This is a genomic window from Mesorhizobium sp. BR1-1-6 (assembly GCF_020165355.1).
GTDB lineage: Bacteria > Pseudomonadota > Alphaproteobacteria > Rhizobiales > Rhizobiaceae > Mesorhizobium.
In genome coordinates this window covers 71,715-96,350 of record NZ_JAIUHZ010000010.1, presented here as the reverse complement: position 1 = coordinate 96,350, position 24,636 = coordinate 71,715, and the positions used below count along the sequence as shown (strand labels likewise).

At 63.7% G+C, this 24,636-nt stretch carries 20 protein-coding genes; 11 read left to right on the top strand and 9 right to left on the bottom strand.

All coding sequences use genetic code 11. The annotated features are described in order from the left end of the window. Nucleotides 1–124 precede the first annotated feature (124 nt). The gene (locus tag LB545_RS19755; protein WP_140498646.1) at nt 125–1,582 is read left to right on the top strand and encodes an NCS1 family nucleobase:cation symporter-1; all 1,458 of its coding nucleotides are present in this window, start codon (nt 125–127) and stop codon (nt 1,580–1,582) included. Nucleotides 1,583–1,628: 46 nt separating this feature from the next. On the opposite strand, the gene LB545_RS19750 is transcribed toward LB545_RS19755, so the two are convergent. The 5 genes from LB545_RS19750 to tpiA form a co-directional block, all read right to left on the bottom strand. Continuing rightward, complete coding sequence (locus LB545_RS19750; RefSeq protein WP_224705685.1) at nt 1,629–2,180, bottom strand: DUF1697 domain-containing protein; 552 nt, start codon at nt 2,178–2,180, stop codon at nt 1,629–1,631. Between the two features lie 26 nt (nt 2,181–2,206). Further along, nucleotides 2,207–3,844: a CTP synthase gene (locus LB545_RS19745; RefSeq protein WP_318012551.1), complete on the bottom strand. Its 1,638-nt coding sequence runs from the start codon at nt 3,842–3,844 to the stop codon at nt 2,207–2,209. Between the two features lie 212 nt (nt 3,845–4,056). After that, complete coding sequence (locus LB545_RS19740; RefSeq protein ID WP_140584435.1) at nt 4,057–5,181, bottom strand: L,D-transpeptidase; 1,125 nt, start codon at nt 5,179–5,181, stop codon at nt 4,057–4,059. A 330-nt stretch (nt 5,182–5,511) separates the two neighbouring features. Further along, the gene (gene secG, locus LB545_RS19735) at nt 5,512–5,988 is read right to left on the bottom strand and encodes a preprotein translocase subunit SecG (RefSeq protein ID WP_140525224.1); all 477 of its coding nucleotides are present in this window, start codon (nt 5,986–5,988) and stop codon (nt 5,512–5,514) included. Nucleotides 5,989–6,159: 171 nt separating this feature from the next. Continuing rightward, nucleotides 6,160–6,927, bottom strand: a complete 768-nt coding sequence (tpiA, locus tag LB545_RS19730) for a triose-phosphate isomerase (protein ID WP_140515369.1) — start codon at nt 6,925–6,927, stop codon at nt 6,160–6,162. A gap of 143 nt (nt 6,928–7,070) precedes the next feature. Here tpiA and LB545_RS19725 point away from each other — a divergent pair, with 143 nt between their 5' ends. The 5 genes from LB545_RS19725 to glp are packed head-to-tail and all read left to right on the top strand — an operon-like array spanning nt 7,071 to nt 12,495. Then, nucleotides 7,071–8,963: a SurA N-terminal domain-containing protein gene (locus LB545_RS19725; RefSeq protein ID WP_140498654.1), complete on the top strand. Its 1,893-nt coding sequence runs from the start codon at nt 7,071–7,073 to the stop codon at nt 8,961–8,963. Continuing rightward, nucleotides 8,960–9,970, top strand: a complete 1,011-nt coding sequence (trpD, locus tag LB545_RS19720) for an anthranilate phosphoribosyltransferase (RefSeq protein ID WP_140515367.1) — start codon at nt 8,960–8,962, stop codon at nt 9,968–9,970. Before LB545_RS19725 ends, trpD begins: the two co-directional genes overlap by 4 nt. A gap of 4 nt (nt 9,971–9,974) precedes the next feature. Then, a complete protein-coding gene (trpC, locus tag LB545_RS19715; RefSeq protein ID WP_140664417.1) occupies nt 9,975–10,787 on the top strand; it encodes an indole-3-glycerol phosphate synthase TrpC in 813 nt (270 codons plus the stop codon). A 2-nt stretch (nt 10,788–10,789) separates the two neighbouring features. After that, nucleotides 10,790–11,290 (top strand): cyclic pyranopterin monophosphate synthase MoaC, encoded by a 501-nt coding sequence (gene moaC, locus LB545_RS19710; RefSeq protein ID WP_140525225.1) that lies wholly within the window; start codon nt 10,790–10,792, stop codon nt 11,288–11,290. Continuing rightward, a complete protein-coding gene (gene glp, locus LB545_RS19705) occupies nt 11,290–12,495 on the top strand; it encodes a gephyrin-like molybdotransferase Glp (RefSeq protein WP_140515365.1) in 1,206 nt (401 codons plus the stop codon). Before moaC ends, glp begins: the two co-directional genes overlap by 1 nt. A 15-nt stretch (nt 12,496–12,510) precedes the next feature. Here glp and LB545_RS19700 read toward each other — a convergent pair whose 3' ends face one another. Beyond that, nucleotides 12,511–13,341 carry an alpha/beta hydrolase gene (locus LB545_RS19700; RefSeq protein ID WP_140632812.1) on the bottom strand — a complete coding sequence of 277 codons (831 nt, stop codon included), beginning with the start codon at nt 13,339–13,341 and terminating at the stop codon, nt 12,511–12,513. Between the two features lie 166 nt (nt 13,342–13,507). Between LB545_RS19700 and LB545_RS19695 the strand changes: the two genes are divergently transcribed. After that, nucleotides 13,508–15,133: an AMP-binding protein gene (locus LB545_RS19695; protein WP_224705683.1), complete on the top strand. Its 1,626-nt coding sequence runs from the start codon at nt 13,508–13,510 to the stop codon at nt 15,131–15,133. Beyond that, nucleotides 15,130–15,966: a tryptophan 2,3-dioxygenase gene (gene kynA, locus LB545_RS19690; RefSeq protein WP_140498668.1), complete on the top strand. Its 837-nt coding sequence runs from the start codon at nt 15,130–15,132 to the stop codon at nt 15,964–15,966. The genes LB545_RS19695 and kynA overlap by 4 nt, the downstream gene beginning before the upstream one ends. 63 nt (nt 15,967–16,029) lie before the next feature. Here kynA and kynU read toward each other — a convergent pair whose 3' ends face one another. Both kynU and LB545_RS19680 read right to left on the bottom strand, forming a co-directional pair. Further along, nucleotides 16,030–17,277, bottom strand: coding sequence for a kynureninase (gene kynU / locus LB545_RS19685; RefSeq protein WP_140825196.1), 1,248 nt, complete (start codon nt 17,275–17,277; stop codon nt 16,030–16,032). Continuing rightward, entirely contained in the window at nt 17,274–17,951 is a 678-nt protein-coding gene (locus LB545_RS19680) for a TetR/AcrR family transcriptional regulator (protein WP_224705682.1), read from the bottom strand. Before LB545_RS19680 ends, kynU begins: the two co-directional genes overlap by 4 nt. A gap of 452 nt (nt 17,952–18,403) precedes the next feature. Between LB545_RS19680 and lexA the strand changes: the two genes are divergently transcribed. Next, the gene (lexA, locus tag LB545_RS19675) at nt 18,404–19,147 is read left to right on the top strand and encodes a transcriptional repressor LexA (RefSeq protein ID WP_140515360.1); all 744 of its coding nucleotides are present in this window, start codon (nt 18,404–18,406) and stop codon (nt 19,145–19,147) included. Here the strand turns inward: lexA and LB545_RS19670 are convergent. Beyond that, nucleotides 19,141–21,591 carry a ComEC/Rec2 family competence protein gene (locus LB545_RS19670; protein ID WP_224705681.1) on the bottom strand — a complete coding sequence of 817 codons (2,451 nt, stop codon included), beginning with the start codon at nt 21,589–21,591 and terminating at the stop codon, nt 19,141–19,143. The two genes, lexA and LB545_RS19670, sit on opposite strands and share 7 nt — an antisense overlap. A 103-nt stretch (nt 21,592–21,694) precedes the next feature. Here LB545_RS19670 and gltX point away from each other — a divergent pair, with 103 nt between their 5' ends. Both gltX and gltA read left to right on the top strand, forming a co-directional pair. Next, nucleotides 21,695–23,119, top strand: coding sequence for a glutamate--tRNA ligase (gene gltX / locus LB545_RS19665; protein ID WP_140498676.1), 1,425 nt, complete (start codon nt 21,695–21,697; stop codon nt 23,117–23,119). A 182-nt stretch (nt 23,120–23,301) separates the two neighbouring features. Beyond that, entirely contained in the window at nt 23,302–24,630 is a 1,329-nt protein-coding gene (gene gltA, locus LB545_RS19660; RefSeq protein WP_140498678.1) for a citrate synthase, read from the top strand. Nucleotides 24,631–24,636: the final 6 nt, after the last annotated feature.

Genomic DNA, 24,636 nt, shown 5'->3' with positions numbered 1-24,636 from the left:
GATCCCCATTGAATATCTTTAAGGCCAAAGCCGGCAAATCAGCCGATTGCCCCTTCCCTCGCGTCAGGCGTAACCTTGACGGTCAACGCGTGAGGGCGCGTGCTGCAAGAAGGGGACAATTGCAATGACGATACAAGGCGCATCGCCGGATCTATATAACGAAGATCTCGCACCGGCCAAGATACGAAACTGGGGACCATTCTCGATCTTCAACGTCTGGACGTCGGACGTGCACAGCCTCTGGGGTTACTATCTCGCCGCCAGCCTTTTCCTGTTCTGCGGCGGTTTCGTCAACTTCATCATCGCCATCGGCATCGGCTCGCTCGTCATCTACGCGCTGATGAACATGGTCGGCTATGCCGGCGTGAAGACCGGCGTGCCTTACCCAGTGCTCGCCCGCGCCTCGTTCGGCATATGGGGCGCCAACATACCGGCGCTGGTGCGCGCCATCGTCGCCTGCTTCTGGTACGGCGCACAGACGGCGGCCGCTTCCGGCGCCATTGTCGCGCTGCTGATCCGCTCGCAATGGTTCGCCGATTTCAACGCCAACACCCATTTCCTCGGCCACTCCGGGCTGGAAGTGATCTGCTTCGTGGTCATCTGGGCGCTGCAGCTGCTGATTATCCAGAACGGCATGGAGACGGTGCGCCGCTTCCAGGATTGGGCCGGGCCAGCCGTGTGGGTGATGATGCTGATCCTGGCCGTCTATCTCTGTGTCAAAGCCGGGACCTTCGCCTTCACCAGTGACATTCCGATGGAGGTGCTGCTCGAAAAGACCAAGGATGCGGGCGTGCCAGGTACGCCGGGATCGTGGACGTCGCTGTTCGCCGTCGCCGCGATCTGGGTGACCTATTTTTCGGCCCTCTATCTCAACTTCTGCGATTTCGCCCGCTATGCACCGGACAAGGCATCGCTGCGCAAGGGCAATATCTGGGGCCTGCCGATCAATCTCATCCTGTTCTCGCTGGTCGCTGGCGTCACCACCATTGCCGCTTACGACGTCTATCACGAGGTGCTGCTGCACCCCGACCAGATATCGGCGAAATTCGGCAGCTGGTTCCTGGCCGCGCTCGCCGCCTTGACCTTCGCGGTGGCGACGCTCGGCATCAATGTCGTGGCCAACTTCGTCTCGCCGGCCTTCGACTTCTCTAACGTCTTCCCGCGCCAGATCGACTTCAAGAAGGGCGGCTACATCGCGGCACTGATCGCGCTCGTGCTCTATCCCTTCGCGCCTTGGGAAGGCAGCGCTGCGTCCTTCGTCAACATCATCGGCGCGACGATGGGGCCGATCTTCGGCGTCATGATGGTCGACTACTACCTGATCCGGAAGGGCGAGGTCGACGTCGAAGCGCTTTATCGCGAGGACGGCGAGTTCCGCTTCCAGGGCGGCTGGCATGTCAATGCCTTCATCGCTGCCGGCATTGGCGCCGTCTTCTCCTCGATCCTGCCGAACTTCACCAACTGGCTGCCATCCTGGTGGGGCGTCTATGGCTGGTTCTTCGGCGTCGGGATTGCCGGCATCATCTACTACGTGCTGCGCACCGCCGCCGTGGGTGCCGGCGCCAAGACGGCGAAGGCCTGAAATGGGGCAGTAGGCAGGAAAGGTAGGGAAAGCAGACGGCTTCCCCCTACTGCCTACTGCCTGCTCCTACCATCTCGGCCAACCGGCGCACCGTGTTCCAGTTGCGCGACGTACCGACGCCCAGGCGTTTGTGATTGGCGGCCGCGAGCAGCCGTGAACTCGGTCGTTCCCGCGAAAAGACGACCCAGATGTCGCCGCCGCGTGACATCACCTTCTCATCGGCGGCGGCATAGGTCTCGAGCGCCGCCGCCGCATCATCGGGCACGGGCTTGCGCATTATCCGGACCGCCACCTGGTCACCGGTCTCGGCGGATTCAGCCGGAAACGGATTGCCGGCCGCGAGCCTCAGCCAATCTTCGGCAGCGCGCACGATGATATCGACATGTCGGCCGAAAGCTTTTTTGAAGGCGGCCTCCAGACGCTGCTCGAGACCGGCGACGTCCGTCGCCGGCGCCTCGAAGACAAGATTGCCCGTCGCCACGAGCGTACGGACATTCTTCAGCCCGAGGCCTTCCGCCATCGCCCTCAGGTCGGACATCACGACCCGGCGCCCTTCTCCCAGGACGATGCTGTAGAGAAGGGCGACATAGGTCTGCATCGGTTGCCGAACCCCGCCTGGCGCGCCTATACCAGGCGCGATTGTTCGACCGCCGCCTCGATGAAGCTGGCGAACAGCGGATGCGGGTCGAGCGGCCGGCTCTTCAGCTCGGGGTGGTATTGCACGCCGATGAACCAGGGATGGTCGGGGTATTCGACCGTTTCGGGCAGCACGCCGTCGGGCGACATGCCGGCAAACACCAGGCCGCAATCCTCCAGCCGCTGCTTATAGTCGATATTGACCTCGTAGCGGTGGCGGTGACGCTCGGAAATCTGAGTGTCGCCATAGATGTCGGCGATCTTGGAACCCTTGGTGAGCTCGGCCTGATAGGCGCCGAGCCGCATCGTGCCGCCGAGATCGCCGGTTGCCCGGCGCTTCTCCAGCATGTTGCCCTTCAGCCACTCCGTCATCAGGCCGACGACCGGCTCCTGGGTCGGGCCGAACTCGGTCGAGGAGGCCTCATCGACTCCGGCCAGGGACCGCGCCGCCTCGATACAGGCCATCTGCATGCCGAAGCAGATGCCGAAATACGGCACCTTGCGCTCACGCGCGAACTTCGCCGCCAGGATCTTGCCTTCCGAGCCGCGCTCGCCGAAACCGCCGGGCACAAGGATGCCATGCACCTTTTCCAGCCAGGGCGTCGGATCCTCCTTCTCGAAGATTTCCGATTCGATCCAGTCGAGCTTGACCTTGACGTGGTTGGCCAGACCGCCATGCGACAGCGCCTCGATCAGCGATTTGTAGGCGTCCTTGAGGCCGGTATATTTGCCGACGATGGCGATGGTCACCTCGCCTTCCGGATTGTGGATGCGGTTGGACACGGCCTGCCACGGCTCCATGCGCGGCTTCGGCGCAGGGTCGATGCCGAACGCGGCCAGCACTTCCGAATCGAGCCCTTCCTTGTGGTAAGCCATCGGCACGTCGTAGATGTGCGGCACGTCGAGCGCCTGGATGACCGCGCTCTCCCTGACATTGCAGAACAGCGACAGTTTTCTACGCTCTTCCTTGGGAATGGCCCGGTCGGCGCGGACGAGCAGGATGTCGGGCGCGATGCCGATGCCGCGCAGCTCCTTGACCGAATGCTGGGTCGGCTTGGTCTTCAATTCGCCCGCGGTCGGGATATAGGGCATCAGCGTCAGATGCACATAGACGGCGTTGTTGCGCGGCAGGTCGTTGCCGAGCTGGCGGATCGCCTCCAGGAAAGGCATCGCCTCGATGTCGCCCACGGTGCCGCCGATTTCGCACAGCACGAAATCATAGTCGTCATTGCCGTCGAGGACGAAATTCTTGATCTCGTCGGTGACGTGCGGGATGACCTGCACGGTGGCGCCGAGGTAGTCGCCGCGCCGCTCGCGCTCGATGATGTTCTTGTAGATGCGGCCGGTGGTGATGTTGTCCTGCTGGTTGGCGGAACGGCCAGTGAACCGCTCGTAATGGCCAAGATCGAGATCGGTCTCGGCGCCGTCATCGGTGACGAACACCTCGCCATGCTGATACGGCGACATCGTGCCCGGATCGACATTGAGGTAGGGATCGAGTTTTTTGATGCGTGCGCGATAGCCCCGCGCCTGCAAGAGAGCCCCTAGGGCCGCTGCGGCAATGCCTTTTCCAAGTGAGGAAACCACGCCGCCTGTGATGAATACATATCGCGCCATGGGAGTCATCGCTTAACGCGGCCGGATTGATTCCGCCAGAGAAAAAACCGCCGCTAAGGCTTTTTCCCAACAAGGCGCTCGAACCGTGATCCGAAAATGGGATCCGGTTTTCGGATAGGCCCATGTCGAACGGGCTGGCCCGTTCCACTGGAACGCGACCGAGAGCGAGGCAAAACAAAAGGGCCGGCTGAACCGGCCCTTTTGGCAAGCTGCTGCAAACGTCAGATGATGACGACCTTGGTGCCGACCTTGACGCGGCTGTAGAGGTCCATGACGTGCTCGTTCATCATGCGGAAACAGCCATTGGAAGCGCTGGTTCCGATCGACTGCGGCGCGATGGTGCCGTGGATGCGCAAATGCGTGTCCTTCTTGCCGTCATAGAGGTAGATGGCGCGGGCGCCGAGCGGATTCTGGCCGCCGCCGGGCATGCCGTCCTTGTACTGGGCATAATGCTTGGGCTCGCGCTTCTGCATGTCCAGCGTCGGGATCCAGCGTGGCCACTCCTGCTTGTCGCCGACCGCCACGGTGCCCTTGAACTGCAATCCTTCGCGGCCGACCGCGATGGCGTAGCGGCGGGCGGTGGACGATGATTCCACCAGATAGAGCCGGCGGGCACTGGTATCGATGACGATCGTGCCGGCCTCGTAACCGGTGAATTCCACGTCCTGTGGCACGAACTCCGGCTTCACCTTGAACGGCTTCTTGGCGTTTTTCCTGGCGAGCGCCGAATCCAGCGCACGGGTCTCAGGCAGATAGTTGATCGAGGACGATGCCATCTGGCCGCCAAACAGTCCGGCGAACAGGCCGCCGCCGGTGCGCTGCTTCTGGCCAGGCAGCTCGCTGCGCAATTCGCCATTATTGCCGGTCAGCGCAACGTTCATCACCTCGGCCGATTCCGGTTCGGCCGAAGGAATCGGCTCGATCGGCGTCAACGGCTCGATGATCTTCGTGACATTCTTGGCCGGCTTGGCCGCGGCCACTTCGGTCGCCGGGGCAGTCTTGCCTCTCTTGGCCAGGAACGCCTGCCGTTCCGCCTCGGCCTTCGCTTTCGCCGCTTCGCGCATCGCCATCTTCCTGGCTTCCAGCGCCTTGGCCTTGGCGGCTTCCTTGTCGGCAACGATCTTGGCCTCGATCTTTTTGATCTGGGCGAGATCGTCCGGTGTCGGATTTTTCTTTTTCTTGAGAAGCCTCAACTGCGCCCCATCGCTCTTGGCTGCGACGTTGATGGCGTCGGTCTTGCCGACCGACTGATTGGCGGCCAAATTGGCTGGCACGCCGGCGAAAGCCGGGGAGCTCATGCCGAGTGCGGCGCAAAGTCCCAGGAAGATGAAGCTGCGAAGCTGCATGGCGAAGATCCGATCGTTCAATATTTGTTGCCCACGGCGTCGCCCGGCGTCCCCCAAGGACACCGAAAATGCCGCGCGCAATCTATAGTCGAATAAGCGCGGGCGCCTCAAGCGCGAGGCCGCTGCACTTCCCGTCGAATCTTCGTGATGCCGCCGCATTTGCCGCGACTGTGGTCAAACGACAACAGATCGGCTGAGTGTAAGAGATCAGAGCGGGCCGAGGGCCCGGCAGCGAGAGCCGGAACCGAGCGCAGTTCGGTTGTAACGACGCAGAATGCCGGCGTTCGCACGCCGGCGCTCCCTGTCAGATAGCCCTTGAACGAACCCGGATTACTGGTTCGGCACCTGCGGGGCCGCGGGCGCGGTGCTGGCGCCGTTGGTCGCCGGCGACGTCGAGCCGGCGGCGGGCGGCGCGGCCGGAGCGTTGGCCGGGGGCGTTGTCGCGGCTCCGTTGCCGGAAGGCGGCGTCGGCGCCGCGTTGCCTGAAGGCGGCGTCGGGGTGGTCGTGCCAGGCAATTGGTTGAGTACGCCCTTGCCGGCGCCGTCCGATGTTGCGGGAACGCGGTCGAGAATGTCGATCGGCTTCTCGCCGTAGCGGGCAATGATCGACAAGGTCAGCGACGTCACGAAGAAAGCGGCCGCCAGAATCGCCGTCGCCCGGGTCAGCGCATTGGCGGCGCCGCGCGCCGTCATGAAGCCGGATCCGCCACCAATGCCAAGGCCGCCGCCTTCGGAGCGCTGCAGCAGCACAACGCCGACAAGGGCCAGAACGACCATGAGATGGATGACGATCAGTACGGTTTGCATAGTTTATCCTGGCAATGCCCTGCCCGGCCGCGGACACGACCGGGGAATTGGAGGCGGCTCAATACAATGCTTTCACGGCATTTCCAAGCCCGTGGCCGGAATATGGGAAGCAAGGCGTCCTTTACAACGATTTCCCGTGCGCCGCGCCCGCTTCGGCGCCGCGCGAAGTCATCAGGAGATGCTGCGATAGGCTTCCGCGATGCCCAGGAAGTCGGCCGCTTTCAGGCTGGCCCCGCCAACCAGCGCGCCGTCGACATTCCTGACCCCAAGCAGTTCCACTGCATTGGACGGCTTGACCGAACCGCCATAGAGAATGCGCATCTTGCCCGCGGCGGCGCCGAGCTTCTCCGACAATTTTTCGCGAATATGCGCATGCGCTTCGGCTACATCGGCGACGGTCGGGGTCAGGCCGGTGCCGATCGCCCACACCGGCTCATAGGCAATGATCGTGTTGGACGCGGTAGCGCTTGCCGGCACCGAACCGGCAACTTGGCGTGACAGCACGTCCAGCGTCGCGCCCGCTTCGCGCTCCTGCCGCGTCTCGCCGATGCAGACAATGGCTACAAGCCCGGCGCGCCAGGCTGCGGAGGCCTTTGCCTGAACTGTGGCATCATCCTCGCCGCGCTGTTCGCGGCATTCGGAATGGCCGACGATGACGTGGGTCGCGCCCGCATCCTTCAGCATCTCCGCGGAGATGCACCCGGTGTAGGCGCCGCTCTCCTTGGCGTGGCAATCCTCACCGCCGGCATGAACCGGCGTACGCGACAGAATCTCGGCGGCATGGGCGAGCAAGGTCGCGGGAACGCAGACCAGCGCCTCGGTGTCTGCGTCGAGCCCGCTCATGAAACCGTTGCCGATCATCCTGAGTTCGTTGAGCGAGGCGCTGGTACCGTTCATTTTCCAGTTGCCTGCGACGAGCGGGCGAATTCCTGGCGTCATCGTTTGCTTCTCCGGGTGACATTCGGCTGGCGTTCTCACTACCAAAATCAAGCCACAAAGCAATCGACAGTGGACCGGAAGGGCGCTATTGCGCTTGTTTCAGACTCGGCGCATCCGAAAATGCGCATAAATCGGAAGTAACGATGCTTGGTATATTGAGAAGCGCGGCGGGCACCTGGGTCGCGAAGTTACTGCTTTCGCTGCTGGTGGTCAGTTTTGCGGTCTGGGGCGTATCGGGACGGCTGATGGGTGGCCTTGCCGGCCACGACTCCGTCATCACGGCCGGCGGCACCAAGGTGTCGATCAACGAATACCGCCTCGCCTATGACCGCCAGCTCGCCGTCATGTCGCAGCAGTTCGGTCAGCGCCTCACCCACGAACAGGCAAAGGCGCTCGGCGTCGACAACCAGGTGTTGGCGCAGCTTGTTTCGGGCGCGGTCCTCGACGAACAGGCTCGCAAGCTCGGCCTTGGCCTGTCCAAGGACCGGCTGGCGGAACTCACACGCGAGGATCCGGCGTTCAAGGGCCCCGGCGGACAGTTCGACCGGAGAGCCTTCGAATACAGGCTGCGTGAGGTCGGCATGCGCCCGGAGGATTATTTGAAGAATCGTGCCCAGGTCGCGGTGCGCCAGCAGATCGTCGAGGCGGTTTCGGACGGCCTCAAGGCGCCTGACACCTTCTTCAAGGCGGTGGCCCTGTACCGTGGCGAGGATCGTACGGTCGACTATCTGACCTTGCCGAAGGCGCTGGTCGAACCCATCGAGGCGCCGAGCGACAGCGCGCTGCAGGCCTATTTCGAGGCCAACAAGAAGACCTATGCCGCGCCCGAATACCGCAAGTTTTCCTATGTCAGGCTCGAGCCGCAGGACATCATGGACACGAGCTCGGTGACCGACGCCCAGGTCAGCGACGACTACAACAAGAACAAGGCGCGCTACACCACTCCCGAGATGCGCACCATAGAGCAGCTTGTGTTCAAGACGCCGGACGAGGCCAAGGCCGCGCTCGATTCGTTGAAGTCCGGCGCAACCTTCGACAAGCTCGTCACTGCGGAAGGCAAGACCCCGGCCGACACGCTGCTCGGAACGCTCGCCAAGGACAAGATCGCCGACAAGGCGGTCGCCGACGCTGCTTTTGCGCTCAACGTCAATGAGGTCAGCCCTGTCGTGCAGGGTGCCTTTGGTCCCGTGCTGCTGCGCGTCACCGAGATCAAGCCCGAAGTCGTGAAGCCGCTGGCCGAAGTGTCGGACCAGATCCGCAAGGACCTGGCGCTGGGCGAGGCAAACCGCATCCTTCTGGACGTGCATGATAATTACGAGGACAGTCGCGCCGCCGGCAGTTCGCTGGCCGACGCCGCCGCCAAGCTGAAGCTGAAGGTCGTCACTGTCGACGCGATCGATCGCAGTGGCCTGCGGCCCGATGGCTCCATCGTCAAGGATCTGCCGGAATCGCCGGCCCTGATCAAGGCTGCCTTCGATGCCGAACCGAATACTGAAAACGAGGCGCTGACCACGGCCGATAACGGCTTCATTTTCTATGAAGTGGCTTCGATCACGCCGGCCCGCGACCGCACGCTGGACGAAGTTCGCCAGAAGGTCGTTGCCGACTGGACCGCGGCCGAGACGGCCAAGCGGCTGACCGCCAAGGCGCAGGAGCTGGAAAAGCGGCTCAAGGCCGGCGCAACGCTCGACGTCATTGCCGGCGAGCTCAAGCTGGAAAAGCAGACCAAGCGTGGCCTGAAGCGCGAAGCCGACGACGCCGATTTCGGCAAGGAAGGTGCAGCGGTGATGTTCGGCGTCGGCGAAGGCGGCACCGGCTTGATCCCCTCTCCCACCAGCGACGCGCAAATCCTGTTCAAGGTCGCCGAGGTGTTCGAACCCGCCGGGGCCGATGCCAGTTCGGTGCCCGAGGACGCGCGCAAGTCCTTCACCTCCGGCATGTCGGACGATCTGCTCGACCAGTTGGTGGCGCAGTTGCAGACGCAGTACGGCGTCCGCGTCGACCAGGCTGCCGTTGCCCAAGCCTCGACAAGATGAGCGCGCTGAAAACCCATATCGCCAAGGTCGCGACCGGCACCGCCCTGTCCTTCGACGAGGCGCGCGAGGCCTTCGACATCATCATGTCGGGCGATGCTACGCCCGGCCAGATCGGCGGCTTTCTGATGGCGTTGCGTGTGCGCGGCGAGACGGTGGACGAGATTTCGGGCGCCGTCGCCACCATGCGCGCCAAGATGCTTCGCGTCGACGCACCTGTCGGCGCCATCGACATCGTTGGCACCGGCGGCGACAATTCGCACTCCGTCAACATCTCGACGGCATCCGCTTTCGTCATCGCCGCCAGCGGGGTTCCGGTCGCCAAGCATGGCAATCGCGGGTTGTCTTCGCTGACCGGTGCGGCCGACGTCCTGACCGCGCTCGGCGTCAAGATCGACCTCACGCCGCAGGCCATCGGCCGCTGCATCCACGAGGCTGGTGTCGGCTTCATGTTCGCGCCGGCACATCACCCGGCGATGAAGCATGTCGGCCCGACCCGCGTGGAGCTCGGCACCAGGACCATCTTCAACTTGCTCGGTCCGCTATCCAACCCGGCCGACGTGCGCCGGCAGATGGTCGGCGTATTCATGCCGGAATGGATCATACCGGTGGCCCAGACGCTGAAGGCGCTGGGCACCGAGCATGCCTGGGTCGTTCATGGTGACGGCTACGACGAGATCACCACCACGGGTGAAACGCATGTCGCCGAACTGATCGGCGGCGAGATCCGCACCTTCACCTTGACGCCCGAAGCGGTTGGCCTGACCCGTCACACCAAGGAAGAACTGCGCGGCGGCGACGCTGCCTACAACGCCGAGGCGTTGCGCGCTATGCTGGGTGGCGCCGTGGGCGCTTTTCGCGACACCGTGCTGATGAACGCCGGCGGCGGCTTGGTGGTGGCGGGCAAGGCGACGACGCTCGCCGACGGCATGGCGACGGCAGTGCAAGCCATCGACAGCGGCCGGGCGCTGCAGGTGCTCGACCGGCTGGTCGAGATTTCGAACGGTTAGACAGATGTCGGACATCCTGCGCAAGATCGAGGCCTACAAGCGCGACGAGATCGCGACGGCCAAGGCGCGCGTGCCGCTGGCCGAGATCAAGGCGCGGGCGAAAGACACTGACGCGCCGCGCGGCTTTCTCACGGCGCTTGAGGCGAAGCGCAGATCCGGCGGCTTCGCTCTGATTGCCGAGATCAAGAAGGCAAGCCCGTCCAAGGGCTTGATCCGCGCCGACTTCGATCCGCCAGCGCTCGCGCGGGCCTATGCAAAGGGCGGCGCCGCCTGTCTTTCGGTGCTGACCGACGCACCGTCTTTCCAGGGCGCGCCGGAATTTCTCACCAAGGCAAGAGCCGCCGTCACCCTGCCCGCGCTGCGCAAGGATTTTCTGTTCGATCCTTATCAGGTCCATGAAGCTCGCGCCTGGGGGGCGGACGCCATCCTGATCATCATGGCCAGCGTAGATGATGATTTGGCGAGCGAGCTTGAAGCGACGGCATTCGAACTCGGCATGGATGCGCTGATCGAGGTCCACGACGAGGCCGAGACGGAGCGCGCACTGAAGCTGTCGTCGCAATTAATCGGCATCAACAACCGTAATCTGCGGACATTCGAGACCCGTCTCGAAACCTCGGAACGACTGCGGGCGATGATTCCGGGCGGTTACTTGCTGGTCAGCGAAAGCGGCATCTTCTCTCATGACGACTGCCTCAGATTGCAGAAGAGCGACATCGGCACCTTCCTGGTCGGCGAAAGTTTGATGCGCCAGCAGGATGTGACCGCGGCAACGCGCGTGCTGCTCACCGGCAAGGCAGCGGCCGAGGCCGTCTGACGATGACGGCCGCCCTCACCCATCTCGGCCCGCAGGGCCAGGCCAACATGGTCGATGTTGGCGGCAAGGACGAAACGACGCGCACCGCTGTCGCCGAGGGTTTCGTCTCGATGCGGCCCGAGACGCTGAAGATGATCCTGGCCGGCAATGCCAAGAAAGGCGATGTGCTGGGCACCGCGCGCATAGCCGGCATCATGGCAGCGAAGAAGACGCATGAGTTGATCCCGCTCTGCCATCCGCTGCTCTTGACCAAGGTCTCCGTCGACATTGAGCCCGATCCTGCCCTGCCCGGACTGAAGATCATTGCGCTGGCGCGCGTCACCGGCAAGACCGGCGTCGAGATGGAAGCGCTCACCGCGGCTTCGGTTGCCTGCCTGACCATTTACGACATGGCCAAGGCGGTCGACCGTGCCATGATCATCACCGGCATCCGGTTGGTCGAAAAGACCGGCGGCAAGTCGGGCGACTACAAAGCCGCTGGCGAAGATGGGGCGGTCGCCTGATGGCGCTGCTTCCGGTCGCAGCAGCGCTCGAACGCCTGCTGGAGGGTGCTGCGCCGCTTGCGAGCGAAAGCGTTTCGCTCCTCGAGGCCGTGGATCGCGTTCTCGCGGAACCGGTGGTGGCGTTGCGCACCCAACCGCCCTTCAACGCCTCTGCCATGGACGGATACGCGGTCCGCGCTGTCGATGTCGCGTCCGTGCCGTCCCGGCTTTCGGTGATGGGCGTGGCGGCGGCCGGGCGCGGCTTTGACGGCGCCGTCGGCAAGGCGCAGGCCGTGCGCATCTTCACCGGTGCTCCGCTGCCGCAAGGCGCAGACACCATCGTCATCCAGGAAAACGTTCGTGACCTCGGCGGCGGCAGCATCGAGGTGGTCGAACCGACGGCCGAGGGGCGCAACATCCGCCGCTTCGGGCTCGATTTCTCCGAGGGCGACATCCTGCTGGAAAAAGGCCGCGTGCTCGATCCGGCAGCACTGTCGCTTGTCGCCTCGGCCAACCATCCCCGGGTGGGCGTCGTAAAGCGGCCGCTGGTTGCCATCATCGCCACCGGCGACGAGCTGCTGCCGCCCGGCAGCGAACTCGGCCCCGACCAGATCATTTCGTCAAACGCCTATGGCGTCGCCGCCGCCGCGCAATCGGTCGGCGCGCATGCGCTTGATCTCGGCATTGCCGCTGATCGCGAGGAAGCCATCGCGGCGCTGGTCAGGAAAGCGGTCGCGGCCGGCGCTGATGTCATCGTCACGCTTGGCGGCGCCTCGGTCGGCGACCACGATCTGATCCATGACGTGCTGACCGGCGAAGGCATGACGCTCGGTTTCTGGAAGATCGCCATGCGTCCCGGCAAGCCGCTGATGTTCGGCCGCCTCGGCGACATCAGGTGCATCGGCCTGCCCGGCAATCCGGTGGCGAGCCTCGTCTGCTCGCAACTGTTCCTGAAACCGCTCCTGGCACGCCTCGGCGGCCGCGATTTCCGGCAAGATATTCGTCAGGCAAGGCTGGGCGCCGCCATGCAGGCCAATGATCTGCGCCAGGACTATGTGCGGGCGGTGGTCAGGCAAGAGGCCGGCATGCTGGTGGCAACCCCTTTCAGCATCCAGGATTCCTCGATGCTGAGGATACTGGCCGACGCCAACGGACTGATCGTGCGCGAACCGTCTGCGTCCGCCGCGGCTGTAGGAAATGCCTGCAGCGTTATAATGCTGAGGTGAAGTTTCGCCGTTTTTCTACTCCGCAAGCAAAGTTCGTGTCAGCGGATGGACCGGATCAGCCAGGCCTTCGACAATGTCGTAATGATGTCGGTCCGGCTCGACCACCGCGCTCGTGACGGCACCAAGCCCTGTCCAGATATTGGCCAGCAAGGCGTTCTGGCGCAAGAACTCGGACCGCTCGCCGCCTCCGGCCCAGCACGTGACGCGAGCGCCATCCATGGGCCGCAGCAGCGCCGGGCTTTCCGTCAGCGCCTCGGCTTCATCGATTTTCAGCGCCGCGTTCATGCCGGTGCGCATAAGCGGACGGAGGTCATGCAGGCCCGAAATCGAAACGACGTGGCGTACGCGCCTTGCCACGCCGGCCGCCAGGGGCGTTGATGTCGTCGCCATGCGGCTGGCGAGATGGCCGCCGGCCGAATGCCCGGTCAGCATAAGCGGTCCCCCGACCATCGCCGCCGCCTTGCCGATCGCCGCGCCGATCTCGTGGGAGATGCCGGCGATGCGTATGGCGGGGCAGAGCGTATAGGACGGCATCGCCACGGCAAAGCCGCTGTCAACCGAGCCCTTGGCGAGATGCGACCAGCTATCCTTGTCGGACTCCAGCCAGTAGCCGCCATGGATGAACACGACGAGCCCCTTGGGTGCCCCGGCGGGAAGGAAGAGATCGAGCCGGTTGCGCGGCCTGTCGCCATAGGCGATGTCGAGCTGAGCCCTGCCCTTTGCCGCAAGCGCATCGCGAAATGCCTGCGCCGGTTCGACCCATGCGGCCGGCCAGCGATCGCTGCCGGCGATGTTGGCGCCGTTGGCGTAGGCATTGTCCCAATCGGCAATGCGATGTTCGAGCATCGGCACCCTCCCCCGGACGGCATCGTTTCAGCCGCTAGCAATGGCCATCGACAGCGGCAACGTCAATGCTCCAAGGCAAAACATTTTAGGCTTGAAACAAATTTCGACTGGTGCGATCCTGTGCTTTGTTCAGCGATGGGCGTGAGGCAGACAGGGGCAGCCGAAAATGATTGGGCCATCAGCGCATATCGACACGTTCACGCGCGATAACCTGCCGCCGCCGGATCAATGGCCGGACTTCCTGCTCGACGGCTTCGACTATCCCGAACGGCTCAATGCCGGCGTCGAACTGACCGACAGGCTGGTCGAGAAAGGGTTGGGCGACCACACCGCGCTGATCGGCAACGGCCGCCGCCGCACCTACAAGGAATTATCCGACTGGACGAACAGGCTGGCGCATGCGCTGGTCGAGAATTACGGCGTCAAGCCAGGCAACCGGGTGCTGATCCGCTCGGCCAACAACCCCGCAATGGTGGCCTGCTGGCTGGCCGCCACCAAGGTCGGCGCCGTCGTGGTCAACACGATGCCGATGCTGCGCGCCGGCGAACTCGCCAAGATCGTCGACAAGGCCGAAATCACCACAGCGCTGTGCGACACCAGGCTGATGGACGAGATGACCGCCTGCGCCAAGGACAGCGCGTTCCTCAAGCAGGTCATCGGCTTCGACGGCACCGCCAACCACGACGCCGAACTCGATCGCGCCGCCCTCGACAAGCCCGTCACGTTTACCGCGGTGCAGACCGGGCGTGACGACGTCGCCCTGCTCGGCTTCACCTCAGGCACGACAGGCGTGCCGAAGGCGACGATGCATTTTCACCGCGACCTCCTGATCATCGCCGACGCCTACGCCCGCGAGATCCTGCAGGTGACGCCTGACGACATCTTCGTCGGCTCGCCGCCCCTGGCCTTCACCTTTGGCCTTGGCGGGCTCGCCATCTTCCCGCTGCGTTTCGGCGCCGCGGCGACGCTGCTGGAACAGGCAACGCCGCCCAACATGGTCCACATCATCGAAACCTACAAAGCGACGATCTCCTTCACCGCGCCCACCGCCTATCGCGCAATGCTCAAGGCCATGGACGAAGGGGCCGATTTATCGTCGCTGCGCGTCGCCGTTTCGGCCGGCGAGACCTTGCCCGCGCCGGTCTTCGAGGAATGGACTGAGAAAACCGGAAAGCCGATCCTTGACGGCATCGGCGCCACGGAAATGCTGCATATTTTCATCTCCAACCGCTTCGATGACATGAAGCCTGCCTCCACCGGCAAGGCCGTTGGCGGCTATCAGGCGCGCGTCGTCGACGACGAAATGCGCGAAGTGCCGCGCGGCACCGCGGGCAGGCTCGCGGTGCGGGGACCGACCGGCTGCCGCTACATGGCCGATGCCAGGCAGAGCGACTATGTCCGCGACGGGTGGAACCTCACCGGCGACACGTTCTGGCAGGACGAGGACGGTTTTTTCCACTTCGCAGCGCGCTCCGACGACATGATCGTCAGTGCCGGCTACAACATCGCCGGCCCAGAGGTCGAAGCGGCGCTGCTGGCGCATGCCGATGTCGCCGAATGCGCGGTGGTCGGCGCCGAGGATGCCGAGCGCGGCCAGATCGTCGAGGCTCATGTGGTGCTCGTGAAAGGCGTGGCGCCAGACGCAATGACCGTCAAGCGTCTGCAGGATCACGTCAAGGCCACGATCGCGCCCTACAAATATCCGCGCTCGGTAAAATTCATCGCCGCTTTGCCCAAGACGCAGACCGGCAAGATCCAGCGCTTCCGGCTGCGCGCGGAGAAGATCAATTGAGCAAGCCCTACGACCCGTCCGCCGAGGGCGCGGAAATGTCGTTCAAGGAGCGCATGTCCTACAGCGACTATCTGCATCTGGAAAAGGTGCTCGAGGCGCAGGAGCCGCTTTCGTCAGCCCATGACGAGATGCTGTTCATCATCCAGCACCAGACATCGGAACTCTGGATGAAGCTCGCGCTGCACGAAATCGGCGCCGCAATCCGCTCCATCCGCGCCGACCGTCTCGAACCGAGCTTCAAGATGCTTTCGCGCGTCGCCCGCATCTTCGAGCAGCTCAACAATGCCTGGGACGTGCTGCGCACGATGACGCCCAGCGAATACACCGAGTTCCGCGACGCGCTTGGCCAGTCCTCGGGCTTCCAGTCGTGGCAGTACCGTGCCATCGAGTTCATGGCCGGCAACCGCAATCTCGCAATGCTCGGACCGCACAAGCACCGGCCGGACCTCAGCGAGAAACTGGAGGCGATCCTGGCGCAACCGTCGCTCTACGACGAGGCGCTGCTGCTGCTCGCCCGTAACGGCTTCGACATCGGTGCCGACGCAAGGCGTACGGACTGGCGCGAAACGCGGACCGAGAACGAAGAGGTCCTTGTCGCCTGGCAGATCATCTACCGCGACCCGCAGCGCTACTGGATGTTCTACGAACTCGCCGAGAAGCTGGTCGATTTCGAGGATTATTTCCGCCGTTGGCGCTTCAACCACGTCACCACGGTCGAGCGCATCATCGGTATGAAGCGCGGCACCGGCGGCACATCGGGCGCGTCCTACCTGAAGAAGATGCTGGAGGTGGAGTTGTTCCCGGAGCTGTGGAAGGTCCGCACCCGGCTCTGACGTAGCTTTGCCGACTGCATATCGTTATCCCGAACCCACTGCGCTTTTCTGAGCGACAGGCTCTTAAGTCACCGCCGCCTTGACGGCGAAACGCGCCTCCTGCCACGCGTCCGTGCGCAAAATGTCTTCCAGCACCTCGACAGCCTGCCAGACATCGACATAGCCGACATAAAGCGGCGTAAAGCCGAAGCGAATCGTGGATGGCGCGCGGAAATCGCCGATCACGCCGCGCTCGATCAAGGCCCGCATCACCTGATAGCCATGCGGGTGGAGGAACGAAACCTGGCTGCCGCGCTCATTGCCATCGCGCGGGCTTTCGAGTTCGAGGCCGTAGGCGCCGCATTTTGCCTCGACCAGTTGGATGAACAGATCGGTCAACGCCATGCTCTTCCTGCGCACCTCTGCCATGTCGACGTCGTTCCAGACATCGAGCGCCCCTTTGAGCGCGCGCATCGACAGCACAGGCTGCGTGCCGCAGAGAAACCGGCGGATGCCTGTGCCGGCAGCAAAACCCTGTTCGAAGGCGAATGGCCGCGCATGGCCCCACCAGCCGCTGAGCGGCTGGCGGACATCGCCATGGTGGCGCTCGGCCGCGTAGATGAAGGCCGGGGCACCCGGGCCGCCATTGAGATATTTGTAGGTGCAGCCAACGGCGAAATCGGCATTCGAACGGTCGAGCTCGACGGGCAAGGCGCCGGCGGTATGGCAGAGATCCCAGACGATCAGCGCGCCGGCATCATGTGCCGTCCGCGTCAGCGCGGCCATGTCGCGCAACTGCCCGGATTTGTAGTTGACGTGGTTGACCAGGATGACCGCGACCCGCTCGTCGATCAGTTCTTCTATGGTCGGCGCATCGACACCCTCGAGCCGCAGCACCGTGCCCGGCCGCGTCGAGGCAACGCCTTCGGCCATATAGAGATCGGTCGGAAAGCTGTCCCCCTCGGCGACGATGACTGACCTGTCCGGCCGCATCCCGAGTGCCGCATGCAGCACCTTGTAGATGTTGATCGAGGTGGTATCGCAGACCACCGTCTGGCCGGCGGCGGCCCCGATCAGGCGCCCGAGTTGGTCGCCGAGTTCGACCGGCATGTCGAACCAGCCGGCGGTGTTCCAGGCGCGGATGAGATCCTGCGCCCACTCCTGCGTGGCGGCCTTCTGCAGCTCGCCGAACACGGCGGGCGAAGCGGCGCCCAGCGAATTGCCGTCTAGATAGATCACCCCCTGGGGCAAGGTGAAGCGGTCACGCATGGCACGCAGCGGATCCGCGGTGTCCATTGCCTTGATCGCTGCGAGATCGGGAATTTTGCTCATGGTCGCGATGTTCCTCGGTGAGAAGAGCGCCCTGGAAACGGGCCGGCTGTTTTGCCGCCCGGGCAAGGGCTGGCCGCATAGAGGCTCAAGAACAGGGTGAACGCCCGGTTCGATCTTTGCTCGATTTCCGCCCGAGGCAGTTCCTCGAGCACCCCAACGATCCGGCGAACCTGGAGATCGCCGATCAAAAGACTGATGTAGATGTCGGCGGCTTCGGCAGGATCGTCACAGGCGATCAGGCCGGCCCGACTTGCGGTTCGAAGCAGGTCGCCAACAAGCGGCATTATGGTATTGCGGCCGAATTGCGCGATCGATTGGCCAAGCGTGCCTGTATCGTTGACGTCGCCGGCCGCGGCGCGATTGAGCGCCACCGCCTTGTCGCCCGTCACGAGGGTCAGCAGGACTGGCCCGAGCAAGTTCAGGGTTTCGAGCGGATCGCGCGCCCGGTGAAGGGCGTCCTCCAGCAGCTTCCTTGCCTCTCCCGCATTGGCTTCGATCAAGGATCGAAACAGGGTCTGCTTGTTGCCGTACCAGTTGTAGAGGGTTTCGTTCGAGGCCGATGCCCGCTTGGCGATAGCAAGCAGGGAGGCGCTCTTGTAGCCGGTTTCCCGGAGCACCGCATAGGCGGCCTCCTCTATCCGTTCGCGTCGCGCGGCCTGCTTCGGCGTGGTCATTGGTGTTCCTCTTCGAAAACCGTACATTATTATACGGTTTCGTCAAGCGAACGAACGAACGCAGCCCGTCGCGACCAGTGGTGGTGTCTGGCCGTTTTCCGGCGGAAGTTGGCATTTTGGTTTCGTTTCGTTCACGAGCCGCAGGGGTTTCTAATCCGCCCAAACGCACCCCGCACCTGCCGGTCACCCAGCTTGCAGGCTTGTGCCAAGAGTGGAGACCGGTCGGGCCACAGGCCATTAACCAAAATAGTTTCAAAGGGCCCGGGAGCGCATTGACGACGGACCGCGCTGGCAGGATGCTGGCTGCGGGAGGGCATTTCGTTTCCGTCGCCTTAACAAATTCATTAAACTTTAAATGGTTGCGGAACACAACTGGAACAGATAGGGTTTGTTCTGGGTTTGTTTTCTGATTCTGGTTCCAGACCCTTCGTGCAATGCCTTTGGGGGCCGCCATGCTCACGCGCAAGCAACATGAACTCTTGATGTTCATCCATGAACGGCTGAAGGAAAGCGGCATTCCGCCGTCCTTCGACGAGATGAAGGAAGCGCTGGACCTCGCCTCCAAGTCGGGAATTCATCGGCTGATCACGGCGTTGGAGGAGCGCGGCTTCATTCGCCGCCTGCCCAACCGGGCGCGCGCGCTGGAGGTGCTGCGCCTGCCGGACTCGATCGCGCCGGGTCTTAACGCGGCAAAGAAGTTCTCCCCGAGCGTCATCCAGGGCAGCCTCGGACAGGGCAGCAGCCCTAGCCGGCAGATCAAGCCGGCGACGTCTTCGCGTCTGCCCGCTGTCGGCAATGACGACGACGCTGTTTCAGCGGTGTCGATCCCGGTCATGGGTCGCATCGCAGCGGGTGTGCCGATCGATGCCATCCAGCATCAGACGCATTCCATTTCAGTGCCGCCTGACATGATCATGGGCGGCGAACACTATGCGCTGGAGGTCAAGGGCGATTCGATGATCGAGGCCGGCATTTTCGACGGCGACACGGTCATCATCCGCAATGCCGACACCGCAAGTCCTGGCGAGATCATCGTGGCCCTGGTGGACGAGGAGGAAGCAACGCTGAAGCGCTTCCGCCGAAAGGGTGCTTCGATTGCGCTCGAGGCTGCCAATCCGGCCTATGAAACACGTATTTTCGGACCGGACAGGGTCAAGGTGCAAGGCAAGCTGGTCGGGCTGATCAGGCGCTACTGAGCGGGCTCGGCGGTGGGCTTTTCGGGTTTGCGGTAAGGCGGCAATCCCCTTGCTTCGCGTGAGAATTTTCGCTGTTCATGCCAGGGCCGATATGGCCGGTCGACGGCAAAGCTGACCAGCGCCGGTGCCGTCGCCGATTGCCGGTCGAAGAAGACGGCGGCGCTTCCCTTGCGAGCGAGCTGCCGCTTGGTGATGACGAGAACCAGCGGATTGTGGCAGGGATCGTAGCCCGCGGGGTCGTTGATGACGATCAGATCCGCATAGGAGCAGGCCCTCCAGGCGTCCTTGCGATCCTCCACCTGCGCGATGATCGCCCCCGAGGTATGCCGGGCCATGCACAGGCCCGTGAAGCAATAGAAAGGCGCTCCCGCCGGAAGTTGCGCGGGATCGAAGATGTCGAACTGTCGGTCTCCGCTGTCGAACAGTTCCGGCGCAACGATGGTTTCGGACTTCAGCGCGCGTTTCCAATTATCGACGGTGAATTCGTTCGGGCGCGCCCGGTTGATCGCGAGCTCGCCGCCGCCGATCGGCAACGCCACCAGGCGGGCATCCTCCGAAATCAGCACGTCCGGCGTGCGCGTGTCCGAGACGGTCAACAGGCCGGCGAGCGCGAAGGGAAGTGCCGTCAGCCGCAGCCATGTCGTGGCCATCGTCGCGATGACCAGGGCGATCGCCACCAGAAGGACGGATTGCTGCGAAATCAACCCGACCGCGTCGACCGGCGAGCGTTGCGAGATCCATCCTGATATGGCGATCATCGCGGTCAGTCCCTTGCCCATCAGATAAAGGGATGGTCCATCGAACCCGAACGGCATCAGCAGCGCGCTGGCAACCGCAAGGAACATCACGACAGAAACGATCGGCATGACGGCAAGATTGGCGAACAGGCTGAGCGGCGACACGCGCTGGAAATGCCAGATGGCGAAAAGCGCCGTGGCGCTTCCCGCGATAATCGAGGTCATCGCCAGCCCACCTGTCGCCAGCAGCAATTTTCGCGTCAGCAGGCCAGGCAAGGTCCGTTGCGGCGGCGGGGTCCGCGCTTTGTCGGCTTTGCGATCCGACCAGCCGGCATAGGCGCCGACCAGGGCCGCGGTGGCGGCGAACGACATCTGGAAGCTCGGCCCTACCACCTCGTGCGGCGACACCACGATGACGGCGATCGCCGAAATAGCCAGATTGCGCATGGTGAGTGCCGCCCGATCGAACAGAACGGCGATCAGCATCACCGCCAGCATGATGAAGCTGCGTTCGGCGGCGACAACGACGCCCGAAATGACGAGGTAGGCGGCGATCGAGAAAAGTGCCGCCGCGGCCGCGTATTTCTTGACCGGCCGACGGGAGGAAAAGTTCGGAAACAGCGCGAAGCCGCCACGCAGCAGACCCATGACGGTGCCGGCGACCAGCGCCATGTGCAGCCCGGAAATTGAGATGATGTGGTAGATGCCGGTGCGTCGCATCGCTTCATTGATCTCGTCGGGAATCCCGGCGCGAACACCCACGATCAGCGCCGCGGCGATCTCGCCCTCGGCGCCGCCGATGCTGCCCCTGATATGGTCGGCAATGCTTTCGCGAGCACTCTCGATGGCGGCTGAGAGGGCGGCCCACAACGGCCTGTCATCGGCTGAGACGATTTTGGGGTTGCCGAGAAAGAAGCCGCTGGCGCCTATGCCGGCGAAGTAGCTGTCGAAGGAAAAGTCGTAGCTGTCCGGCCGCACCGGCCCGGTCGGCGGCAACAGCCTGGCATAGCCGGTCACGAGGGAGCCGGCCGTCACTTCAGCCGGCACCTTGCGCGCCGAAAGGCGAACGCGCTCGGGCGCGTAGCGTAGTTTCGGCCGCGCGGTCGATGTCACATCGATGGTCAGCCGGATGCGCCCGGTCTCCATCTGGTCGACCGAAACGACGCGGCCGGTGATTTGCGTGGAGATTTCCGAGCCCAGCATCCGCGTTCCCGCTCGCCACGTCTCGACTTTGCCGGCGAGCATGCCGAGCGCGCACAACAGCGCCGCCATGAAGCACAGATGCGTTTTCGGCCATGAGCGTGAAACGAGCGCGCACAGCGACATCAGGATCGCGACCGCGACAGGCTTGGCAAAGCCCGGCTCCGCCGCCAACGAAAAATACGCAATCGATCCGCACGCCAGGAACACCGGGACGAGCAGGAAGCCTATGCCCCGATCGAGTTCGAGCTCGGACGCTCTGGCCACGCCGTTGCGCAGACGAGGCCACGAGGCACGGCCGAACTCACGGCGCAGGCGCTCGGCCGCGCCGGCTGCGGGAATGCCGGGCGGCGTGGAAACATCCGCCGGCGGCGACTTGCCCGGCTGCTGTAGGGGCGGCAACGCCAGCGGCAATGAGGCGGGCGCGGGCATGGCAAAAAGAGAGCGTTCGCTGACGCCGGCAACGACGTCCTCGCCTTCCTCCGCGCCCCGGCCCGCTCCAGCCATCGGGTCTGCCCCTTGCGCCCTCGACACCCTATGCTACATGAACGCGCGACGCGCGAAAGTGCGTGTGATCCGCACCCCGCTCCAGACGTTTCCCGAGAGTTGTATGTCCGACAAGGTTGTCACCCGTTTTGCCCCCTCGCCCACCGGCTACCTGCACATCGGCGGCGCGCGTACGGCGCTCTTCAACTGGCTCTACGCCAAGCACACCGGCGGTACGATGCTGCTGCGCATCGAGGACACCGACCGCGAGCGCTCCACCGATGCGGCGACAGCAGCCATTCTCGAAGGACTGACTTGGCTCGGCCTCACCTGGGACGGCGACGCCGTCTCGCAGTTCGAGCGCGCGCCGCGCCATCGCGAGGTGGCCGAGGAGCTGGTGCGCATGGGCAAGGCTTACTACAGCTACGAGACCCCTGCCGAGCTTGAGGCAATGCGCGACGCGGCGCGGGCCAAGGGCCTGCCGCCGCGCTATGACGGAAGCTGGCGTGACCGCGACCCTTCGCAGGCGCCTCCTGGCGTCAAGGGCGCGATCCGCATCAAGGCGCCGACCAAAGGCGAGACGGTGGTGCATGACCGTGTCCAGGGCGACGTGCGCTTTCCCAACAAGGATCTGGACGACTTCATCATCCTGCGCTCGGACGGCAATCCGACCTACATGCATGCCGTCGTCGTTGACGATCACGACATGGGCGTCACCCACATCATCCGTGGCGACGACCACCTGACCAATGCCGCCCGCCAGACCGTGATCTACAACGCCATGGGCTGGGATGTGCCTTCAATGTCGCACATACCGCTGATCCACGGCGCCGACGGCGCCAAGCTGTCGAAGCGGCACGGCGCGCTGGGCGTGGAGGCCTACCGCGCCATGGGCTACCTGCCCGAAGCGCTGCTCAACTACCTGGCTCGGCTCGGCTGGAGCCACGGCGACGACGAGATCATGTCGATCCAGGACATGATCGCATGGTTCGACATCGGCGATGTGAACAAGGGCGCCGCCCGCTTCGATTTCGCCAAGCTGGAGGCGCTGAACGGCGTCCATATGCGCCGCATGGGCGATGCCGAGCTGTTCGATATCTTCATTGCCACCTTGCCCTATCTCGAGGGCGGCCCGGCGATGGCCGCACGCCTCGACGACAAGAACAGGGCGCAGTTGCTGGCAGCGCTGCCGGGCCTGAAGGAGCGCGCCAAGACGCTGGTCGAACTCGTCGATGGCGCTGCCTTCCTGTTTGCCGCGCGGCCGTTGCCGATCGATGAGAAGGCAGCCCTGCTGCTCAATGACGATGCGCGCAAGGTCCTGCGTGGCGCTCACGACGCGCTCGAGGCGGTTTCAGGCGACTGGACGGCGGCCTCGGCTGAAGCCGCGATCCGCGACTATGCGACGGCCGGCGGCTACAAGCTCGGCGCCGTCGCCCAGCCCTTGCGCGCCGCCTTGACAGGCAAGAGCACCTCGCCCGGCGTGTTCGACGTTCTCGCCGTGCTTGGTCGCGAGGAGAGCCTGGCGCGCATCGCCGATCAAATCGATTAGGAGCAATCTGGCCCAAGAAGATTGGCATTGAAAGGCGCGTTTCGCAGTGCAACATTGAGCCTTGGCCCAATCTGGCACGCACTTCCTAAAATGCGGTCGCGAATACGCGCATTCGGTGACTTCGACGTGTCGCTTTGCAGAATTTGCCTTTGCCGGCATGAGGAAACAAGAAGGAGTTTGCAATGACCGAAGCTGCGACAAGACGGGAACTGGGCGGCAAGACCCAGGAAGCCACGGCAAAGCTGGAATTCGCCGGCAAGACGCACGAATTCAAGGTGCGAAGTGGTTCAGTCGGGCCTGACGTCATCGACATCGCCACGCTGTACAGCACCACCGGCGCCTTCACCTACGATCCCGGCTTCACCTCGACGGCAAGCTGCGAGTCCGAGATCACGTTCATCGATGGCGACGCCGGCATTCTCCTGCATCGCGGCTATCCGATCGACCAGTTGGCCGAACATGGCGACTTCCTGGAAGTCTGCTATCTCCTGCTCTACGGCGAACTGCCGACCAAGGCGCAGAAGGACGATTTCGATTACCGCGTGACGCGCCACACCATGGTGCATGAGCAGATGTCGCGCTTCTTCACCGGCTTCCGCCGCGACGCGCATCCGATGGCGGTGATGTGCGGCGTGGTCGGCGCGCTGTCGGCCTTCTATCACGACTCCACCGACATCTCGGATCCTTACCAGCGCATGGTGGCGTCGATGCGGTTGATCGCCAAGATGCCGACGATCGCGGCCATGGCCTACAAATACCATATCGGCCAGCCCTTCATTTACCCGAAGAACGAACTGAATTTCGCCGCCAACTTCCTGCACATGTGCTTTGCCGTGCCATGCGAGGAATACAAGATCAACCCGGTCCTGGCGCGCGCCATGGAGCGCATCTTCATCCTGCACGCCGATCATGAGCAGAACGCCTCGACCTCTACCGTGCGGCTCGCCGGCTCGTCTGGCGCCAATCCGTTCGCCTGCATCGCCGCCGGCATCGCCTGCCTGTGGGGCCCGGCGCATGGCGGCGCCAACGAAGCGGCGCTGAACATGCTCGGCGAGATCGGCCATGTCGATCATATTCCGGAATTCATCGCCCGCGCCAAGGACAAGGACGATCCGTTCCGGCTGATGGGCTTTGGCCACCGCGTCTACAAGAACTACGATCCGCGCGCCAAGATCATGCAAAAGACCGCGCATGAGGTGCTGGGCGAACTCGGCATCAAGGACGATCCGCTGCTCGACATCGCCATGGAACTGGAGAAGATCGCACTCACCGATCCCTATTTCATCGAGAAGAAGCTCTACCCCAATGTCGACTTCTACTCCGGCATCACGCTGAAGGCGCTGGGCTTCCCCACCACCATGTTCACCGTGCTGTTCGCCGTCGCCCGCACCGTCGGCTGGATCGCGCAGTGGAAGGAGATGATCGAGGATCCGCGCCAGAAGATCGGCCGCCCCCGCCAGCTCTACACCGGCGCGCCGGAGCGAGACTATGTGCCGATCGCGAAGCGGTAAAAAGGA

What these genes read in the sequence shown, in the direction of transcription:
- LB545_RS19755 (WP_140498646.1), top strand. Translation starts at nt 125, where the DNA reads ATGACGATACAAGGCGCATCGCCGGATCTATATAACGAAGATCTCGCA.
- LB545_RS19750 (WP_224705685.1), bottom strand. Translation starts at nt 2,180, where the DNA reads ATGCAGACCTATGTCGCCCTTCTCTACAGCATCGTCCTGGGAGAAGGG.
- LB545_RS19745 (WP_318012551.1), bottom strand. Translation starts at nt 3,844, where the DNA reads ATGACTCCCATGGCGCGATATGTATTCATCACAGGCGGCGTGGTTTCC.
- LB545_RS19740 (WP_140584435.1), bottom strand. Translation starts at nt 5,181, where the DNA reads ATGCAGCTTCGCAGCTTCATCTTCCTGGGACTTTGCGCCGCACTCGGC.
- secG (WP_140525224.1), bottom strand. Translation starts at nt 5,988, where the DNA reads ATGCAAACCGTACTGATCGTCATCCATCTCATGGTCGTTCTGGCCCTT.
- tpiA (WP_140515369.1), bottom strand. Translation starts at nt 6,927, where the DNA reads ATGACGCCAGGAATTCGCCCGCTCGTCGCAGGCAACTGGAAAATGAAC.
- LB545_RS19725 (WP_140498654.1), top strand. Translation starts at nt 7,071, where the DNA reads ATGCTTGGTATATTGAGAAGCGCGGCGGGCACCTGGGTCGCGAAGTTA.
- trpD (WP_140515367.1), top strand. Translation starts at nt 8,960, where the DNA reads ATGAGCGCGCTGAAAACCCATATCGCCAAGGTCGCGACCGGCACCGCC.
- trpC (WP_140664417.1), top strand. Translation starts at nt 9,975, where the DNA reads ATGTCGGACATCCTGCGCAAGATCGAGGCCTACAAGCGCGACGAGATC.
- moaC (WP_140525225.1), top strand. Translation starts at nt 10,790, where the DNA reads ATGACGGCCGCCCTCACCCATCTCGGCCCGCAGGGCCAGGCCAACATG.
- glp (WP_140515365.1), top strand. Translation starts at nt 11,290, where the DNA reads ATGGCGCTGCTTCCGGTCGCAGCAGCGCTCGAACGCCTGCTGGAGGGT.
- LB545_RS19700 (WP_140632812.1), bottom strand. Translation starts at nt 13,341, where the DNA reads ATGCTCGAACATCGCATTGCCGATTGGGACAATGCCTACGCCAACGGC.
- LB545_RS19695 (WP_224705683.1), top strand. Translation starts at nt 13,508, where the DNA reads ATGATTGGGCCATCAGCGCATATCGACACGTTCACGCGCGATAACCTG.
- kynU (WP_140825196.1), bottom strand. Translation starts at nt 17,277, where the DNA reads ATGAGCAAAATTCCCGATCTCGCAGCGATCAAGGCAATGGACACCGCG.
- LB545_RS19680 (WP_224705682.1), bottom strand. Translation starts at nt 17,951, where the DNA reads ATGACCACGCCGAAGCAGGCCGCGCGACGCGAACGGATAGAGGAGGCC.
- lexA (WP_140515360.1), top strand. Translation starts at nt 18,404, where the DNA reads ATGCTCACGCGCAAGCAACATGAACTCTTGATGTTCATCCATGAACGG.
- LB545_RS19670 (WP_224705681.1), bottom strand. Translation starts at nt 21,591, where the DNA reads ATGGCTGGAGCGGGCCGGGGCGCGGAGGAAGGCGAGGACGTCGTTGCC.
- gltX (WP_140498676.1), top strand. Translation starts at nt 21,695, where the DNA reads ATGTCCGACAAGGTTGTCACCCGTTTTGCCCCCTCGCCCACCGGCTAC.
- gltA (WP_140498678.1), top strand. Translation starts at nt 23,302, where the DNA reads ATGACCGAAGCTGCGACAAGACGGGAACTGGGCGGCAAGACCCAGGAA.